The organism is Xenorhabdus bovienii SS-2004 (assembly GCF_000027225.1).
GTDB classification, from domain to species: Bacteria; Pseudomonadota; Gammaproteobacteria; order Enterobacterales; family Enterobacteriaceae; genus Xenorhabdus; species Xenorhabdus bovienii_C.
In genome coordinates this window covers 3,655,355-3,670,305 of sequence record NC_013892.1, presented here as the reverse complement: position 1 = coordinate 3,670,305, position 14,951 = coordinate 3,655,355, and the positions used below count along the sequence as shown (strand labels likewise).

The following is a 14,951-nucleotide window of genomic DNA, read 5'->3' as shown; positions in this document are numbered from 1 at the left end:
GAGAATTTTTATGCCTTGGATACAATTAAGATTAAACACCACGGGACAACAGGCCGAAGCCCTCGGTGACGAGTTGATGGAAAGCGGCGCGGTGTCAGTAACCTTTCAGGACAGCCACGATACACCGATTTTTGAGCCTCTGCCGGGAGAAACCCGCTTATGGGGCGATACCGATGTTATCGGGTTGTATGATGCAGAAATGGATATGAAAGCCGTAGTCGGCCAACTGGAGCAGGTTCCACAGCTTGGCAAAGGGTTCCTTCATAAAATCGAGCAGTTGGAAGATAAAGATTGGGAACGTGAATGGATGGATAACTTCCATCCCATGTGTTTCGGCAACCGCTTGTGGATTTGCCCAAGCTGGCGAGAAGTGCCAGAACCGGATGCCGTCAATGTGATGCTTGATCCAGGTCTGGCATTTGGCACCGGTACTCACCCAACGACTTCCCTGTGCCTGCAATGGCTGGACGGCCTTGACCTGACAGGAAAAACGGTTATCGACTTCGGCTGCGGCTCTGGCATTTTGGCTATCGCCGCCCTGAAACTCGGGGCAAAACAGGCCATCGGCATTGATATCGATCCACAGGCGATTCAGGCAAGCCGGGATAATGCGGAACGCAACGGTGTATCTGCACAACTAACACTCTATTTGTCGAAAAATCAGCCAGCAGACCTCAAGTGTGATATCGTCATTGCCAATATTTTGGCTGGCCCATTGCGTGAACTCGCGCCGATCATTGGCTCACTGCCTAAATCTGGTGGATTCTTGGGTTTGTCTGGCGTATTGGCAAGTCAGGCAGAAGGCGTTGTCCAAGCCTATAACAATGAATTTATTATCGATCCGATTGCAGAACAGGAAGAGTGGTGCCGCATTACTGGGATTAAAAAATAATCACTTGATGCCTATTGAAAAACGAGATTATCCACTAAAATGATCACCTAGGGGGTTAATTGGTGGTAATCCGCGCTCTTCATCATGATAAATACAGGTAACGATAAATTTCTTAAATAATATCTAACTTGATGTTATTTAAGAGTAATTAACAAACTTTAAAAAAATCAACTGGAAAAATTCCGTTATAAATATCGATTCGCTCAAAGTTTGGCCTTTCATATCTTGTGAAAAATGCGTAATATACGCGCCCTTAGTTAATCACAGTTGGCCACTCTTTCTTCGCCTATGCGTATCGGACAATACCAGTTGAAAAACTGTCTTATTGCAGCTCCTATGGCTGGCATAACAGATCGCCCGTTTCGATCGCTATGCTATGACATGGGTGCAGGAATGACAGTATCAGAAATGCTTTCTTCCAACCCACAGGTTTGGAAGACAGATAAATCTCGGCTGCGTATGGTTCATCGCGACGAATCTGGAGTGCGTTCTGTACAAATTGCCGGCAGTGATCCTGATGAGATGGCGGCGGCAGCGAGAATCAACGTTGCCAATGGCGCTCAGATCATTGATATCAATATGGGGTGCCCAGCTAAAAAAGTGAATCGTAAGCTGGCAGGCTCTGCATTACTGCGTTACCCGGAATTGGTTCAAGCAATCCTTTCTGCGGTAGTCAATGCAGTTGATGTACCTGTCACACTGAAAATTCGCACTGGATGGTCACCGGAAGAGCGTAACTGTGTAGAAATTGCCCAATTGGCTGAGCGTTGCGGTATTCAGGCTCTTACAATACATGGCAGGACGCGATCCTGTCTGTTTAATGGTGAGGCCGAGTACGACAACATTCGGACAGTTAAGCAGACTGTTGCCATTCCAATTATTGCTAATGGCGACATTACTGACCCGCTTAAAGCCAGAGCAGTGCTTGAATACACCGGGGCTGATGCCCTGATGATAGGCCGCGCTGCTCAGGGAAGACCCTGGATCTTTCGGGAAATCCAGCATTATCTGGAAACAGGAGAATTGCTGCCACCGATGCCTCTTGGCGACGTGCAGCATTTAATGAGCGAGCATGTACGAGAACTGCATGACTTTTACGGTCAAGGCAAAGGAGTTCGTATTGCACGTAAGCATGTATCTTGGTACCTCAAGGAACATGCTCCTGATGACCAGTTTCGGCGCACATTCAACGCCATTGAGGATGCCAGCGAACAGCTGGAGGCGTTGGAGGCATACTTCGAAAATTTTTGCGTAAATAAAGAAAAGAGCTGACAGAACTATGTTCGAACAACGCGTAAATTCTGATGTACTAACCGTTGCTACTGTAAATTCACAAGATCAGGTAACTCAAAAACCTCTACGTGACTCAGTTAAACAAGCACTGAAGAACTATTTTGCTCAACTGAACGGTCAAGATGTTAATGACCTGTATGAGCTGGTACTGGCTGAAGTAGAACAGCCACTGTTGGACATGGTGATGCAATACACCCGTGGCAACCAGACCCGTGCAGCCCTGATGATGGGAATCAACCGTGGTACTCTGCGTAAGAAACTGAAAAAATACGGCATGAACTGATCCTAGTCTTAGATCATGTTGTTATAAAAGCACTTTCTCTTTTAGGGGAAGTGCTTTTTTTGTTTAGGATTACCCCACCGATTACCCCACCAAAAATTCCTCAACATAAAGACACGTTGCAAAGCATAAGTACCAGAAAGAAAAATGAAGATGTTTAAAATCGAAGCGTATTCATAGCAATAGAGGGTTGCGAAGCATTTCGTCGAAAGTTATTGAGAAGCTGAAGTGACGGCTAACTATATTTCTACCAATCAGAAGAGTTCCCTGTAACGGTTATCATCTGACCTTTTCGTAATAATATCACCGATAGTGTCACCCCATCAACGCCAATAATATTCTGTGAGCAATGAAATGAGGTGACTATTTCCCTGATGTTTTTCTGGCATTAGAATGATTATTTTGATGATTTATCGCGAACTTTCCTTTCTAATAATTCTCCGGTATAAGAATCAAAATAACGGCTAGGCCAGATTTCAGAGGGATGTATTTCGAGATAGTTAGCAATTATCCATTCGCCTTTCGGCCACGGTCTGCTGAGAGCATTTGCCAGTGAGTCCTGCTTCACGAGAAACAGCTGCTAAGGTTGTACCACGCTTACGTAATGCAGCAATAATATCGGCTTGATGCCAGTCATTTCTAACGTTATTCATTCCTGCTACCCCTTCCATTAATTAAAATTGATGGTGGCGATTCAGACAGGATTAGCACTACCGGGTGTCGTCATGACGTCGGATTTAATCGCCGTCTCATAACTTTGAAAACGTTCTTTCGGATTGGCACGCAGTAAGTCGGCAGTATCAAATTCCACCTGATAACGAATCCCCCGCTTCGGCAAAGTCATCAGCAAGGCGGCCTTGATTTGTTGTTCAAAGTTGGCAAGCCACGGGCGCATGGTGATAGTCAGAAAAGCGCGAGACGCTTCGCTAAAATTACTGTAAGTGCTGTTTGAATATTCTTGCAAAAAGATCGGGCTGACATTGAACATGCGGGCGATATCATCAATGGTAAAACGGCGGGAGACCAGCCATTCGGCATCTTGGTTACTCATGCCTAACTGCTGGTATTCCATCGCACCTTCAAGGATCGGCTTTTTTCCGGCATTACGCGCACCTTTATAACGTTCGAGGGCTTCCAGTGCCTTCCGTATTCAGCGTGTCGGACTGGCTGCGCAGTTCGTCGAACTCTTTGGCCTCATCGCTGGTGAGTGAACGTTTTTCGTTTTTCGCTTTGGTGAGAAGCGAGTGCATTTGATGGGGTAAATCGGATTTTTGTTGACGTATGACGTAGTTCGAGTAATTTTTTCATGGTATTTTGTAGTTAATTTATTTTTGCAAAAAAAGTTTTTAGCACCATGAAAAATAATAAGAAAGAATCCTGATTATGTTGAGAAAGTATAAAAAATGGCGAATTAAATCGCCATTCTTATAGTGACAATTATTCCCTTACTTTTATAGTATAATTTTTATTGAACTCTTTCCCTGCGTACATTGTACCTAAAGTAAACCCTACTATTTCAATTTTTATCAATTCTATCTTCTTTGGGGTACCTGTTATATTTATATGATGGTAATCTTTTCTTATTTCTTTTTTTCCACCCCATAGGAAAGAACTATCTTTTGGATTCCATGTTAGTCCTGAGCCAGTAGGATGAATTTTTACCCAAACGCTTTTTTCATTCAATGCACCTCCTGTGATGGTAATTGATGCCTGATATGGTTCATTTATCACTGCATCAGGAAGAAACTCTGATTTTGGTAAAACTTTTGGCGTTGGATTACCACAACCATAAAGTAAAAAAATAAAAACAATTAATATTTTTTTCATGTTATTTCATTGGGTTAAAAACCAACCCTCCAAAAATATGGTTGAGTACATAATCTAATGATTTGTTTATTTTAATTTGATGTTCCACTTTACCCCATGAAAACAGATTTAAATTTACATATTGATTCAGATCTGAATTATTTGTGATATTTTCTTTCTCATAGTTTTCTACTACTCCTTCCCAAACTATCCAATGATTTTTTCCTGATGTTTCTATGTCACCAAAATCGGTCATGTATTAAATGATTAGATTAGGTATTAAAAATAATGTTCACGTTCAATAAAGGTTCCTATCACTTTATCGTGCATTTCTTCCGATTTTGAATACCCAATGGTTTTTCTATTCAGCCTTTTGATTCGGGTACGATGCGTTAAATTCGTTCTCTCTATACGCTGAGTAAACGCCTTTCCAGTCAAGTGCTCTTCCTCGGGAAGTGGGTCGTAAACAACATAGTCATCCGTGCAGTAAAACCGAATAGTAAAGGAAGATAAGAGGGTAAGCAGCTTGTCTAACGTTTTTCGACTGCGATCGCCAAAAACATGAGCCACTATTCGCTTCAGGCGGGGTTCCCAAGCATACCAAAGCCAGCGTTGGTTTTTCTTATTGCCGACAAACGACCATTGCTCGTCGATTTCACAGACAATCTGGATGCCACATTCCGCAAGGGGAAGTGTCGTTACGTTTCGGGGTCTGAGGTTTTTAATGTTTTCATGACGGTGGCGGTGGCGACTTTCAGGATCCGAGCGGTGTCACGAATTCCCCCGTTATTCATCGCGATATCGACAATCTGTTCTTTAACGCCGGGTTTGCAGGCCTGATAGGTATACGCCAACTGAAAGACCTTACAGCAGCTATAACAGCGATAACGAGGATGTCCGCCATTTCCTTTCCCATGTCCTTTGACCTGTTCTGATTTGTGGCAATAACGGCAATAGACATCAACTTTGGCCATACTTCATCCTTAAAAAGCCGGAAGCATATCACAGCAACTAACCATTTAATACATGACCCCAAAATCTGATAACATTCCTGCTGAAATCAAAGTAACAACATGATATCCTTTGTTATAGTAATCACTAAGAGTTACTATGTCATCTATATTAGAATGGGATAAGCCGACATTACTAAATACTTTTTCATACCCTGATTTTTCAAACCATTCTGTCAATTTTCCCCACATTGTAATACCAGCTAATTCATCATCAACCTCATCATAACTCATAATCATATTTTCTGAATCTCTTAGGCTTGCCAATGTCAGCCAATCTAACCCAGATATTCTGGTCATGACTTCAAAGCGTTAATTTGATATTCTTGTACTTTTTAATGGGATATCATCATGACTGTTACGATAGAAGTGACTTGTCGATATTGCGACCAAGCAGAACCTGTACGCAAACACGGAACAGGTAAGGCTGGCTTCCCTCGCTACTATTGCAAAGGTTGCCAAAGAACCTTTCAACTCAACTATCGTTACAACGGCCATAAACCGGGTATGAAAGAAAAAATTGTGGATATGGCAATGAATGGCTCTGGCGTGAGAGACACAGGCCGTATATTAGGTCTCGGTATCAATACGGTGATGCGGACATTAAAAAACTCTCGCCAAAACAAGTAACATCGTGACAGATCGCTTATGACGATATCACACTTATCTGTGAATTGGATGAGCAGTGGTCTTTGATAGGCAATAAAAAACAACGTCATTGGCTTTGGTATAATTTTGATACTAAAAGGAAAAAAATCATCGCCCATGTCTTTGACCCCCGAACAGATGCAACCTGCCGAAAATTGCTCAACTTATTGGCGCCTTTTAATATTCGTTTCATCACGACCGATAACTGGGGAAGTTATGCCGGAAAAATATCTGGTAGGCAAAATTTTTACCCAACGTATAGAGCGGCATAATCTCAACCTGCGAATTCATATCAAGAGGTTGGCGAGAAGAAGAACCATTTGTTACTCACGTTCGATGGAAATCCACGAAAAACTCATTGGCGCATATATTGAAAAACATCATTACAACCCTTTGGAGTCATTACCGAATATTGGAGGGGAGTTAAACAGAATATTAGGGGATTTTGAGACCCTATTTACGATTTTGTGGAATCTCCATCTCATTTAAAAGTGGCCGTTTAGGCTGTCACCGAATTCCATCATGAAGCGGATCATCGTTATACGCCAGCCACTGAGCAGTATTGTCTACTTTTTTGGATGCGCCCTGAATGGTCAGCCAAACTACCTTTTTTCACTGAATCATCTGATGGGAAGCTTTGACGTTTCTTGATGGCATGACGGATACTGTTCAGGGATTCAATGACATCAGTTTCTTTTGGTAAAGCTAGCAAATTCTTTGATCTCTGGAAGGATTGTCGATATACAAAGCTCTTAATACGGGTTCACAATGATGAGTTTGGAATTTTTTTCCAGCCGCTTATCGTCTTTATGAGGAAAATTCAGGAAAGTAAAATCATTGGATAGTATTTTAGAAAGAATATAATTAGCTTACTTTATTAATTACTTTGGATTGGTAAGAAATGAATTTGTGACTGTATAGTCATAAGAGTTGTGAACTCTAAGCTATTTATCTTAAGGATAAACATACTTAATAATTCGTGTTAAATATATTTTATAAATTGTTCAATGTAGGATTATTCGCCATGATTGTAAATTTATATTAATTATTTAAAGAGCCATGGCGTGTTATAAAGTGATGATCCGTGATTATATAAATATTTAAAACTTTCATTTAGGAAAAAGGGAAAATATGAGCAAGGTTACTGTTTTTCCGAGTTTTGGCCTGACTGGTGAAGTTTTTATACCATCATCTAAACCTCATATTCAGCGTGCATTATTACTAGCTTTACTGAATGAAAATACAACGAAAATTGTTAATATATCTTGGAATGTAGAAACTGAAAATCAAATTAATGCTCTGAAAAAATTTGGTCTAGAAATATTGCATAAAGATGGAACAACACTGTTACTTCGTGGTGTAGGTAGAAATTTATCGTATAATGGGGAGATATATGCAGGTGGTTCAGGTATGTTATTCAGAATGTGCGCAGCTTTAGCATCTCTCATTGATAATGAAAAAATAGTAATAAAATGCAATGAATCTTTATTTAATAGAGAGAGTGTGTTTGACGAAGATTTCTGTAATTATTTAGATATTCATATTGAACGTATTGAAAATGAAAAGATTATAATCACTAAGAGTGAAACTAATATAAAAAAACCATTGACTGTTTTGAATAGCACTCAGTTCATTACGTTTGCTCTATTTGTCACTCCTTTCAGCAAACAAAATATAGTCCCTATAGTTATGGACGGCAGTAAAATGGGCTATATTGATATGACGATAAAATCAATGTCCCTTCTAGGGAGCATGGTTACATATGAACAAAAGCACTTTAAAGTAACTAAATATATACCTAAAGATATTGAAATAAAAATACCCTCTGATTTCACATCATTAAGCTATATAGCATCTTCTATATTAAGCTCAAAAGGTGTTAGTGATGTATTGATAAGAAATTATTATTTTAATGACACAATAAATGAACGTGATTTATTTAAATTTTATCAAAGTATAGGTCTAATTATTAAGTATGATTCAAATTGGAATAATTTGAGAATATTCAGGCAGTCGATTAGGTTATGGGATGGTGAATTTTCATTGAAAGAGCTTCCTTCCGTAGCCGTAAACATAATTGCTGCTTCATCTAATTTGAAAGGAAAAAAAATTTTTAGTGGGGTAAGGGGAATAAATAATCATAAAAGTCAACGAGCATTTATTGTTAATGAAAATATAAGAACAATGGGAGGGAGTAGTGTTCTAATATTCGATAGAGTAGGAATGTTTGAGTCAATATATATTGAAGGAAAAGGACCGTTGAATGGAGGAGTTGAACTTAAAAGTTACGGTGACCATAGAATTTGTGCTGCTAATCTCATAGCATCGCTCGGTGCTGAGAAAGAATCCATAATATACGATATAGATAAATTAAATGATGGATTTCCCGATTATATCGATACGCTGAGGAATTTAGGCGTTCATATTAAATAGTTAAATTATTTCTTTGAGGGTGAAAAATGTCTAAAAGAATTGATAAAGATAGTAAATTTGTTGAGGTGATTTATTCGAAACGTTTACAGGGTACACTTAACTTACCAGCTTCTAAAAGTTCCTCAACTCGAGCCCTTCTAACTTCTTCCATTACTTCTGGAAAAAGTATTATCAGAAATATTGCTACTGGTTTTAATACCATAGCGATGAAATCTAATTGTGAGCGATTGGGGGCTGTTTTCAAAGAAGATAAAGGTAATTTGATAGTAAATGGAATTGACGTGAGTTCTATCAACCAGCCTTTAGAGTTCAATCCAGGTAACTCAGGGGTAGTATTGAGGTTGTTGATGGGGGTAGCGGGTTTCTTACCAGAGACAAAATTTATAACCGATTATCACGCCTCTCTTGGATTTCGTTCTCAAACAGAAATGGTTAATGCGCTATGTATGTTGAATGTTCAATGTAGAGCATTGGGAGAAGAGCATCGACTTCCTATCAGGATTAAGTCTGATAGAAAGTTAAATGATTATACAGAGGTATCTTGTAGAAAAAGCTCACAATTTTTAAGTGGATTACTATATCTTGGAGCAGTGATGGATAATGACTTAACTATAAAGGTAGTCGACAAAATAACAGCTCCATCAATGGTTCACACAACAATTAATAACCTTAAGAAAGCGGGTATTAGAATCGAATATGATAGTGATTTTCGTGAATTTTTTGTACATGGTCGATGTCGATTGCAGGCAAGTGATTTTACAGTAGGTTCTGATCCAGCTAGCACTGCTGCAATCCTTGCGCTTTGTGGCTCCCTAGAATCAGAAGTTCAATTGAATGGTTTCTTCGAAGAAGAACTGGGAAATGGTGCTGTGATTCAATATCTAATCGATACAGGGACTAATATCGAATTTATTGGGAATGAAACGATAATAATTAGAGGGAGTACAGAAATTCGTCCTTTAGATTTTGACGGTTCTTTGGCCCCTGATGCAGTTCCCGCATTAGCGGCTAGAGCTTCATTAGCCTCTGGTACAAGTATTTTTTATAACATTGAGCATATCCGTTATAAAGAGTCTGATCGGATATCTGATTTTAGAAAAGAATTATCAAAACTAGGGGTAAAATCAGATGAAAAACATGATCAACTCATTATCCATGGGAACCCCAAAGGATATAAAGGCAGGGTGGTTCTAGATGGACATTACGATCATGGACTTATTATGGGGCTCACAACAATAGGCCTTCATTGTAGTGAGCCTGTTATTATAAAAGAACCATTTCATGTAGGGCAAACTTACCCAGAATATTTTTCTGAAATTCGTTCCTTAGGTGCGAAAGTTAATGAGCTGGCTAAATTAAAATAATCCTATTTTAGTAAAGGAAAATATTTTATGTGTGGAATTGCAGCAATTTTTACGACAAAAAAAATTTTAATTGAACAATTGGATAATAAGCTTTTCTCTATGATAGAAAGGATTAAACATCGAGGAGATTTATCTCGTTTTAATGAACACCTAGTTAAAGAATACGTTGGGCTTGCCACAAATCGCTTGGCAATTGTCGAGAGAGAAACCGCGACTCAACCTGTTTCAGACGAAGAAAGGGATATTCATGTCATCCTTAATGGGCAAATATTCAATTATAAAAAAATACGTGAAAAACTTATCAAAAGAGGACACGAATTTAAAGGATATGGAGATGCAGAGGTAATATTAAAGGCATATATTGAATATGATTTAGAATTTGTAAATATGCTAGATGGAATGTTTGCATTTGTCATATATGATAATAGAAAATCAAAGTTTCTGATCGGTAGAGATCACGTGGGTATAAAGCCTCTTTACTATGCAAAAAAGAATGATGTTTGGTATGTGGCATCAGAAATGAAATCTTTTCTAGCACTTGATGTTGAAGTTAAGACACTTGAGCCTGGGAGTCTTTATGATGGTAATGAGCTTTATAAGTATACTCGTTATGATAAATCTATAGAAAAAAGCAAGGATTGTTATCTTGTAGCAAAACAAAAAGTTCGTAAGTTGATGGAAGAGGCGGTTGAGTCTCAAGTTGACACTGATCTGCCGGTTGCTGTTATGTTTAGTGGTGGAATAGACGGTCATGTATTAAATGGTTAGTTGCTGTGATATGCTTCCGGCTTTTTAAGGATGAAGTATGGCCAAAGTTGATGTCTATTGCCGTTATTGCCACAAATCAGAACAGGTCAAAGGACATGGGAAAGGAAATGGCGGACATCCTCGTTATCGCTGTTATAGCTGCTGTAAGGTCTTTCAGTTGGCGTATACCTATCAGGCCTGCAAACCCGGCGTTAAAGAACAGATTATCGATATCGCGATGAATAACGGGGGAATTCGTGACACCGCTCGGATCCTGAAAGTCGCCACCGCCACCGTCATGAAAACATTAAAAACCTCAGACCCCGAAACGTAACGACACTTCCCCTTGCGGAATGTGGCATCCAGATTGTCTGTGAAATCGACGAGCAATGGTCGTTTGTCGGCAATAAGAAAAACCAACGCTGGCTTTGGTATGCTTGGGAACCCCGCCTGAAGCGAATAGTGGCTCATGTTTTTGGCGATCGCAGTCGAAAAACGTTAGACAAGCTGCTTACCCTCTTATCTTCCTTTACTATTCGGTTTTACTGCACGGATGACTATGTTGTTTATGACCCACTTCCCGAGGAAGAGCACTTGACTGGAAAGGCGTTTACTCAGCGTATAGAGAGAACGAATTTAACGCATCGTACCCGAATCAAAAGGCTGAATAGAAAAACCATTGGGTATTCAAAATCGGAAGAAATGCACGATAAAGTGATAGGAACCTTTATTGAACGTGAACATTATTTTTAATACCTAATCTAATCATTTAATACATGACCGAATAGACAGTGCTATTGTATTGGCTTTAGCAAATAAATATCATTCTAATGTTACTGCAATTTCGTTTGGTTTACCTGGTTCAGACGATATCAAAATATCAAAGAAATTTTGTGAAGAAAATAAAATACGTCAGATAATATATACATTTACAGAGCAAGATTTAATTGATGATATTGATAGCGCAGTATATTATGGAGAATTCTTCGAAAAAATAGACTCAGTAGACTCTATTATAGCAAATTTTGGTTATTTTATTGCTAATAAGCTTGGTTTCAAAGTGGCTTTATGTGGAGAAGGAAGTGACGAGATTTTTTGCGGCTATGATTTATTCAAAACATATCCTTCTATTGATGAGCTTTCACTTTATAGATTAAATAATTTACATCGTACTGATTTGCAGCGTGTTGATCGCGCTAGTATGCGTAACTCTGTAGAAGCAAGAGTACCCTTTATGAATAATCAAGTGGTACGTTATGCATTAAGCCTTCATGAATCATTGAAGATAAATAATGGAGTTGAAAAATATATACTTAGAGAAGCGTTCCGAGATTTTCTGCCGGATTACATTATTGACAGGCCTAAAATTAGAATGCCAGATGGCAGTGGTGTAAAGAATATATTAATTGATTATGTCAATAGTGTCGATCTGCAAATTCCTAAAGATGTGCTCAGGATGCTAGAAAGTATTGGTTTGAACGATAAAAGTTCTTTTCATTTTGCAAATAAATATTTAAATAATGGATATCATTTACCTGATGAAAGGTTTAAAAAACTAGGAAAAGATTATACAGCATCAGGATATTTCGATTTCATATCTTAGTTCATTATGAATTTTTGAATTGTAACGAGGTATAGGATATGCATTCAGTAACACAAAATAAATCTTGGGAAAGGCTATTGAATATAAATGGATTTGAATTAGATATTCGAGAGTTAGTGGAACTAAAAAATTCATTATCTTATGATAAGATAAGTATATCTTGGTCTACTAGTGGTCAAGAAGAACGTTTTGAATATGCCATTGATCAATGTTTGCCAGGCCTTTTTTTATCAAGTGTACGCCATATACCGGATAATGTCGCTATTGTGGATGGTGATGATAAACTCTGCTTCTGGCAATTGGCACATCTTAGTTTGCATGTTGCAAATTATTTACGCTATCTGAATTGTTCTATAGATGAATGTATAGGTCTTTTTGTTGAACCATCATTAGAACAATTAATTGGGGTATGGGGAATTATTTTTTCGGGGGCTGCCTACTTGGCATTGGCACCAGATTATCCACCTGAGCGTTTGAAGTATATGATAGAAAATTCCTCAATGAAATATATATTTGTTCAGGAAAAGGTAAAATTTAAAATTTTAGATATTATTAGTAGTGATATTACTTTAATAACGATTAGTGATGTCATTGATTATGTAAAAATGAGTGCGAAGACAAAATCTGTTTCTAAACCAAGGGAGCTAAAACCAGAAAACCTTGCTTATATTGTATATACATCAGGTAGCACTGGAAAACCCAAAGGAGTAATGATAGAGCACCGTTCAATAGTTAACCAAATGCTATGGTTGAATAAAAAAGGTTTTTTAAGCAGAGATAAAAAAATAATACATAAAACATCTATTAGTTTCGATGCTGCTCAATGGGAAATGCTATCTGTTTGTTGTGGTACTCAGTTAGTTATTAGTGATTTTAGTATAAACAAAAATATTTCGAAGTTAATAGATGATATTATAAAAAACAATGTCTCTTTGTTGCAGTGTGTACCGACTTTGTTGCAATCGCTGGTTAACAGGCATAAATTTGCGAAATGTTCATCACTTTCACATATTCTTTGTGGTGGAGAAAGTTTAACAAAGAAATTGGCACTGCAATGCTTGGATACATTACCTAATTGCGAGTTAATTAATGTCTATGGTCCGACAGAATTCACTTGTAATGCATCATTCTATAATGTTTCAATTGGAATAAAAAAAGAACATCATGAAGGAGTATCAATTGGTAGACCGGTTGATAATACTGAGTTTCATATTTTAGATGAAAACGGTAGATCTGTTTCCAGTGGTAATTCTGGTGAACTCTATATATCAGGCATTCAAATTGCACGAGGATATTTTAATCAAGAAAACTTAACAAATAAACATTTCTTTTCTTTCATCCCAACGGGATCTAATACGCCTATCATGTCCTATAAAACTGGAGATCTTGCTTATCAAAGCATGGATGGTTCATTTTATTTCATTGGAAGGAAAGATAATCAAATAAAAATTAGAGGTATGAGAGTTGAATTAGAAGAAATAAAAATAGAATTAGAATCATTACCTTTAATTAATGTTGCTGCTGTAATGAATAAATATCATGATGTTAGCCAATCTATTCTGATTGCATGTGTTGAACTTAGTACAGAAGGAGTGATATTAAAAGAAAATCACGATCACCAAGAGTTAGTTTCTATTCTAAAAAAAGAGTTGGCCAGACGTATCCCTGATTACATGATTCCTACTTTATTCGTTTTTGTTGATGTTATGCCTTTAACAATAACAGGAAAAATTGATTTCAATAAGATTGAAAAAATTTTTGGCAAGGAGAGTCTTAAAGAAAAATCTGAACCAAAATCTATAAACGAGAGAGTGATACAAAGTATCTGGATGGAATGCCTGAAAAAAATAGTATTTCTGTTTATGATGACTTCTTTTCTCTTGGTGGTGATTCATTAAGTGCGGTAGATATCATACAATCAATAAATAATAGACTAGGTTCTAATTTGCCACTTCATGCTTTATTTGAAGCGTCGACAATTGAAAAACTGGCTTGTTTAGTTGATGTAAATAGTAATAAATATGCTGAGAGATTGGTTTCTCTACAGCCACATGGGGCGTTATCATCAATTTTTTGTTGGCCTGGATTAGGTGGATATCCTATGAGCCTTAGGCTACTTGCTGAAAAACTTGGCAAAGCTCGTCCCTTTTATGGAATACAGGCGTTTGGACTAAATGAAGATGAACGACCATATGGTTCTATCCAAAAATTAGTTCATGCTGATATTACTGCAATAAGAAATAAACAACCACGAGGTCCTTATGTCCTTTGGGGATACTCATTTGGAACCATTTTAGCTTTTGAAGCTGCTTATCAACTTGAGCAGTTGGGGGAAAAGGTTGAAGAACTTGTACTGATTGCTCCAGGTATGACTAAAGGACATTCGTTACAACTCCAGTCATCAGATAAATCTAGTGGCTATGAGAATAAAAGTTTGGTCTCTCTGCTATTTTCAGTTTTTTCAAGAAGTTCAGATGATCAAGATTTATTGGAATATTTAGACTATGTAAATGATGAGGATGATTTCGCAAGTCTTATTAGTAAAAGACATTCAGGATTAAGCCTTGATCTAATTAAAAGAATTTCTAGAGTTGTCATAACTACTTCTGAAAGCTTAAGTTCGGAATCGGAAAGTATCTTTCATAATAGATTAATTACTGCCCCTGTAAAAATATTTAGTGCTAAGGGCGATCAATTGTCTTATTTTGAAACCAATAGTAATTGTTTTATTAACATTCCTGATGTTGCCCAAATTAATGTACCTCATTTTGAGTTACTAAAAGAGCCAGGGATTAATGAGTTACTGTCAAGAATGCGTATGTTGATTAATTGGATGTGATTCTTATATTTTAGAATAATACTTAGTGGTGTTTTT

Annotated in this window: 14 protein-coding genes and 4 pseudogenes; 11 read left to right on the top strand and 7 right to left on the bottom strand. The window is 37.7% G+C overall.

Features of this window, described 5'->3' with window-relative positions; genetic code table 11:
- Positions 1-10 precede the first annotated feature (10 nt).
- The 3 genes from prmA (at position 11) to fis (ending at position 2,468) form a co-directional block, all read left to right on the top strand.
- A complete protein-coding gene (gene prmA / locus XBJ1_RS16150) occupies positions 11-892 on the top strand; it encodes a 50S ribosomal protein L11 methyltransferase (protein WP_012990096.1) in 882 nt (293 codons plus the stop codon).
- A 288-nt stretch (positions 893-1,180) separates the two neighbouring features.
- Positions 1,181-2,164 carry a tRNA dihydrouridine synthase DusB gene (dusB, locus tag XBJ1_RS16145; protein WP_038199360.1) on the top strand — a complete coding sequence of 328 codons (984 nt, stop codon included), beginning with the start codon at positions 1,181-1,183 and terminating at the stop codon, positions 2,162-2,164.
- Between the two features lie 7 nt (positions 2,165-2,171).
- Positions 2,172-2,468 (top strand): DNA-binding transcriptional regulator Fis, encoded by a 297-nt coding sequence (gene fis / locus XBJ1_RS16140; protein WP_010847912.1) that lies wholly within the window; start codon positions 2,172-2,174, stop codon positions 2,466-2,468.
- A 394-nt stretch (positions 2,469-2,862) separates the two neighbouring features.
- Here fis and XBJ1_RS16135 read toward each other — a convergent pair.
- The 6 genes and pseudogenes from XBJ1_RS16135 to XBJ1_RS16110 form a co-directional block, all read right to left on the bottom strand.
- Positions 2,863-3,118, bottom strand: a pseudogene (locus XBJ1_RS16135) (helix-turn-helix domain-containing protein).
- A 41-nt stretch (positions 3,119-3,159) separates the two neighbouring features.
- A pseudogene (locus XBJ1_RS16130) lies at positions 3,160-3,612 on the bottom strand (phage portal protein); the annotation flags it as partial.
- A gap of 290 nt (positions 3,613-3,902) precedes the next feature.
- Complete coding sequence (locus tag XBJ1_RS22640; RefSeq protein WP_012990089.1) at positions 3,903-4,292, bottom strand: hypothetical protein; 390 nt, start codon at positions 4,290-4,292, stop codon at positions 3,903-3,905.
- A gap of 1 nt (position 4,293) precedes the next feature.
- Positions 4,294-4,527, bottom strand: a complete 234-nt coding sequence (locus XBJ1_RS16120) for a hypothetical protein (RefSeq protein ID WP_012990088.1) — start codon at positions 4,525-4,527, stop codon at positions 4,294-4,296.
- 23 nt (positions 4,528-4,550) lie between these two features.
- Positions 4,551-5,245, bottom strand: a protein-coding gene (locus XBJ1_RS21030; RefSeq protein WP_143827612.1) for an IS1 family transposase whose coding sequence is annotated in 2 segments (ribosomal slippage) — positions 4,551-4,990 and positions 4,990-5,245 — 696 coding nt in all. Because the reading frame shifts where the segments join, the coding sequence is not laid out codon by codon here.
- 45 nt (positions 5,246-5,290) lie between these two features.
- Positions 5,291-5,581 (bottom strand): hypothetical protein, encoded by a 291-nt coding sequence (locus tag XBJ1_RS16110; RefSeq protein WP_012988259.1) that lies wholly within the window; start codon positions 5,579-5,581, stop codon positions 5,291-5,293.
- Positions 5,582-5,632: 51 nt separating this feature from the next.
- Here XBJ1_RS16110 and XBJ1_RS21025 point away from each other — a divergent pair.
- A pseudogene (locus XBJ1_RS21025) lies at positions 5,633-6,316 on the top strand (IS1 family transposase); the annotation flags it as partial.
- A 98-nt stretch (positions 6,317-6,414) separates the two neighbouring features.
- Here XBJ1_RS21025 and XBJ1_RS22635 read toward each other — a convergent pair.
- Positions 6,415-6,620: pseudogene (locus tag XBJ1_RS22635) on the bottom strand (IS256 family transposase); the annotation flags it as partial.
- Between the two features lie 440 nt (positions 6,621-7,060).
- On the opposite strand from XBJ1_RS22635, the gene XBJ1_RS16095 reads away from it, so the two are divergent.
- The 7 genes from XBJ1_RS16095 (at position 7,061) to XBJ1_RS16065 (ending at position 14,915) form a co-directional block, all read left to right on the top strand.
- Positions 7,061-8,362, top strand: coding sequence for a 3-phosphoshikimate 1-carboxyvinyltransferase (locus tag XBJ1_RS16095; protein ID WP_012988255.1), 1,302 nt, complete (start codon positions 7,061-7,063; stop codon positions 8,360-8,362).
- A 26-nt stretch (positions 8,363-8,388) separates the two neighbouring features.
- Positions 8,389-9,726: a 3-phosphoshikimate 1-carboxyvinyltransferase gene (gene aroA, locus XBJ1_RS16090; protein ID WP_038199794.1), complete on the top strand. Its 1,338-nt coding sequence runs from the start codon at positions 8,389-8,391 to the stop codon at positions 9,724-9,726.
- Positions 9,727-9,753: 27 nt separating this feature from the next.
- Positions 9,754-10,494, top strand: a complete 741-nt coding sequence (locus XBJ1_RS16085) for an asparagine synthetase B family protein (RefSeq protein ID WP_012988252.1) — start codon at positions 9,754-9,756, stop codon at positions 10,492-10,494.
- A gap of 37 nt (positions 10,495-10,531) precedes the next feature.
- A protein-coding gene (locus XBJ1_RS21020; RefSeq protein WP_143827646.1) for an IS1 family transposase occupies positions 10,532-11,226 on the top strand; the annotation gives its coding sequence in 2 pieces (ribosomal slippage) (positions 10,532-10,787 and positions 10,787-11,226; 696 coding nt in all).
- 19 nt (positions 11,227-11,245) lie between these two features.
- Positions 11,246-12,076 carry an asparagine synthase C-terminal domain-containing protein gene (locus XBJ1_RS16075; RefSeq protein WP_080515979.1) on the top strand — a complete coding sequence of 277 codons (831 nt, stop codon included), beginning with the start codon at positions 11,246-11,248 and terminating at the stop codon, positions 12,074-12,076.
- 38 nt (positions 12,077-12,114) lie between these two features.
- Complete coding sequence (locus tag XBJ1_RS16070; RefSeq protein WP_038199349.1) at positions 12,115-13,974, top strand: amino acid adenylation domain-containing protein; 1,860 nt, start codon at positions 12,115-12,117, stop codon at positions 13,972-13,974.
- A complete protein-coding gene (locus XBJ1_RS16065) occupies positions 13,911-14,915 on the top strand; it encodes a thioesterase domain-containing protein (RefSeq protein WP_038199340.1) in 1,005 nt (334 codons plus the stop codon). The genes XBJ1_RS16070 and XBJ1_RS16065 overlap by 64 nt, the downstream gene beginning before the upstream one ends.
- The last annotated feature ends 36 nt before the right edge of the window (positions 14,916-14,951 follow it).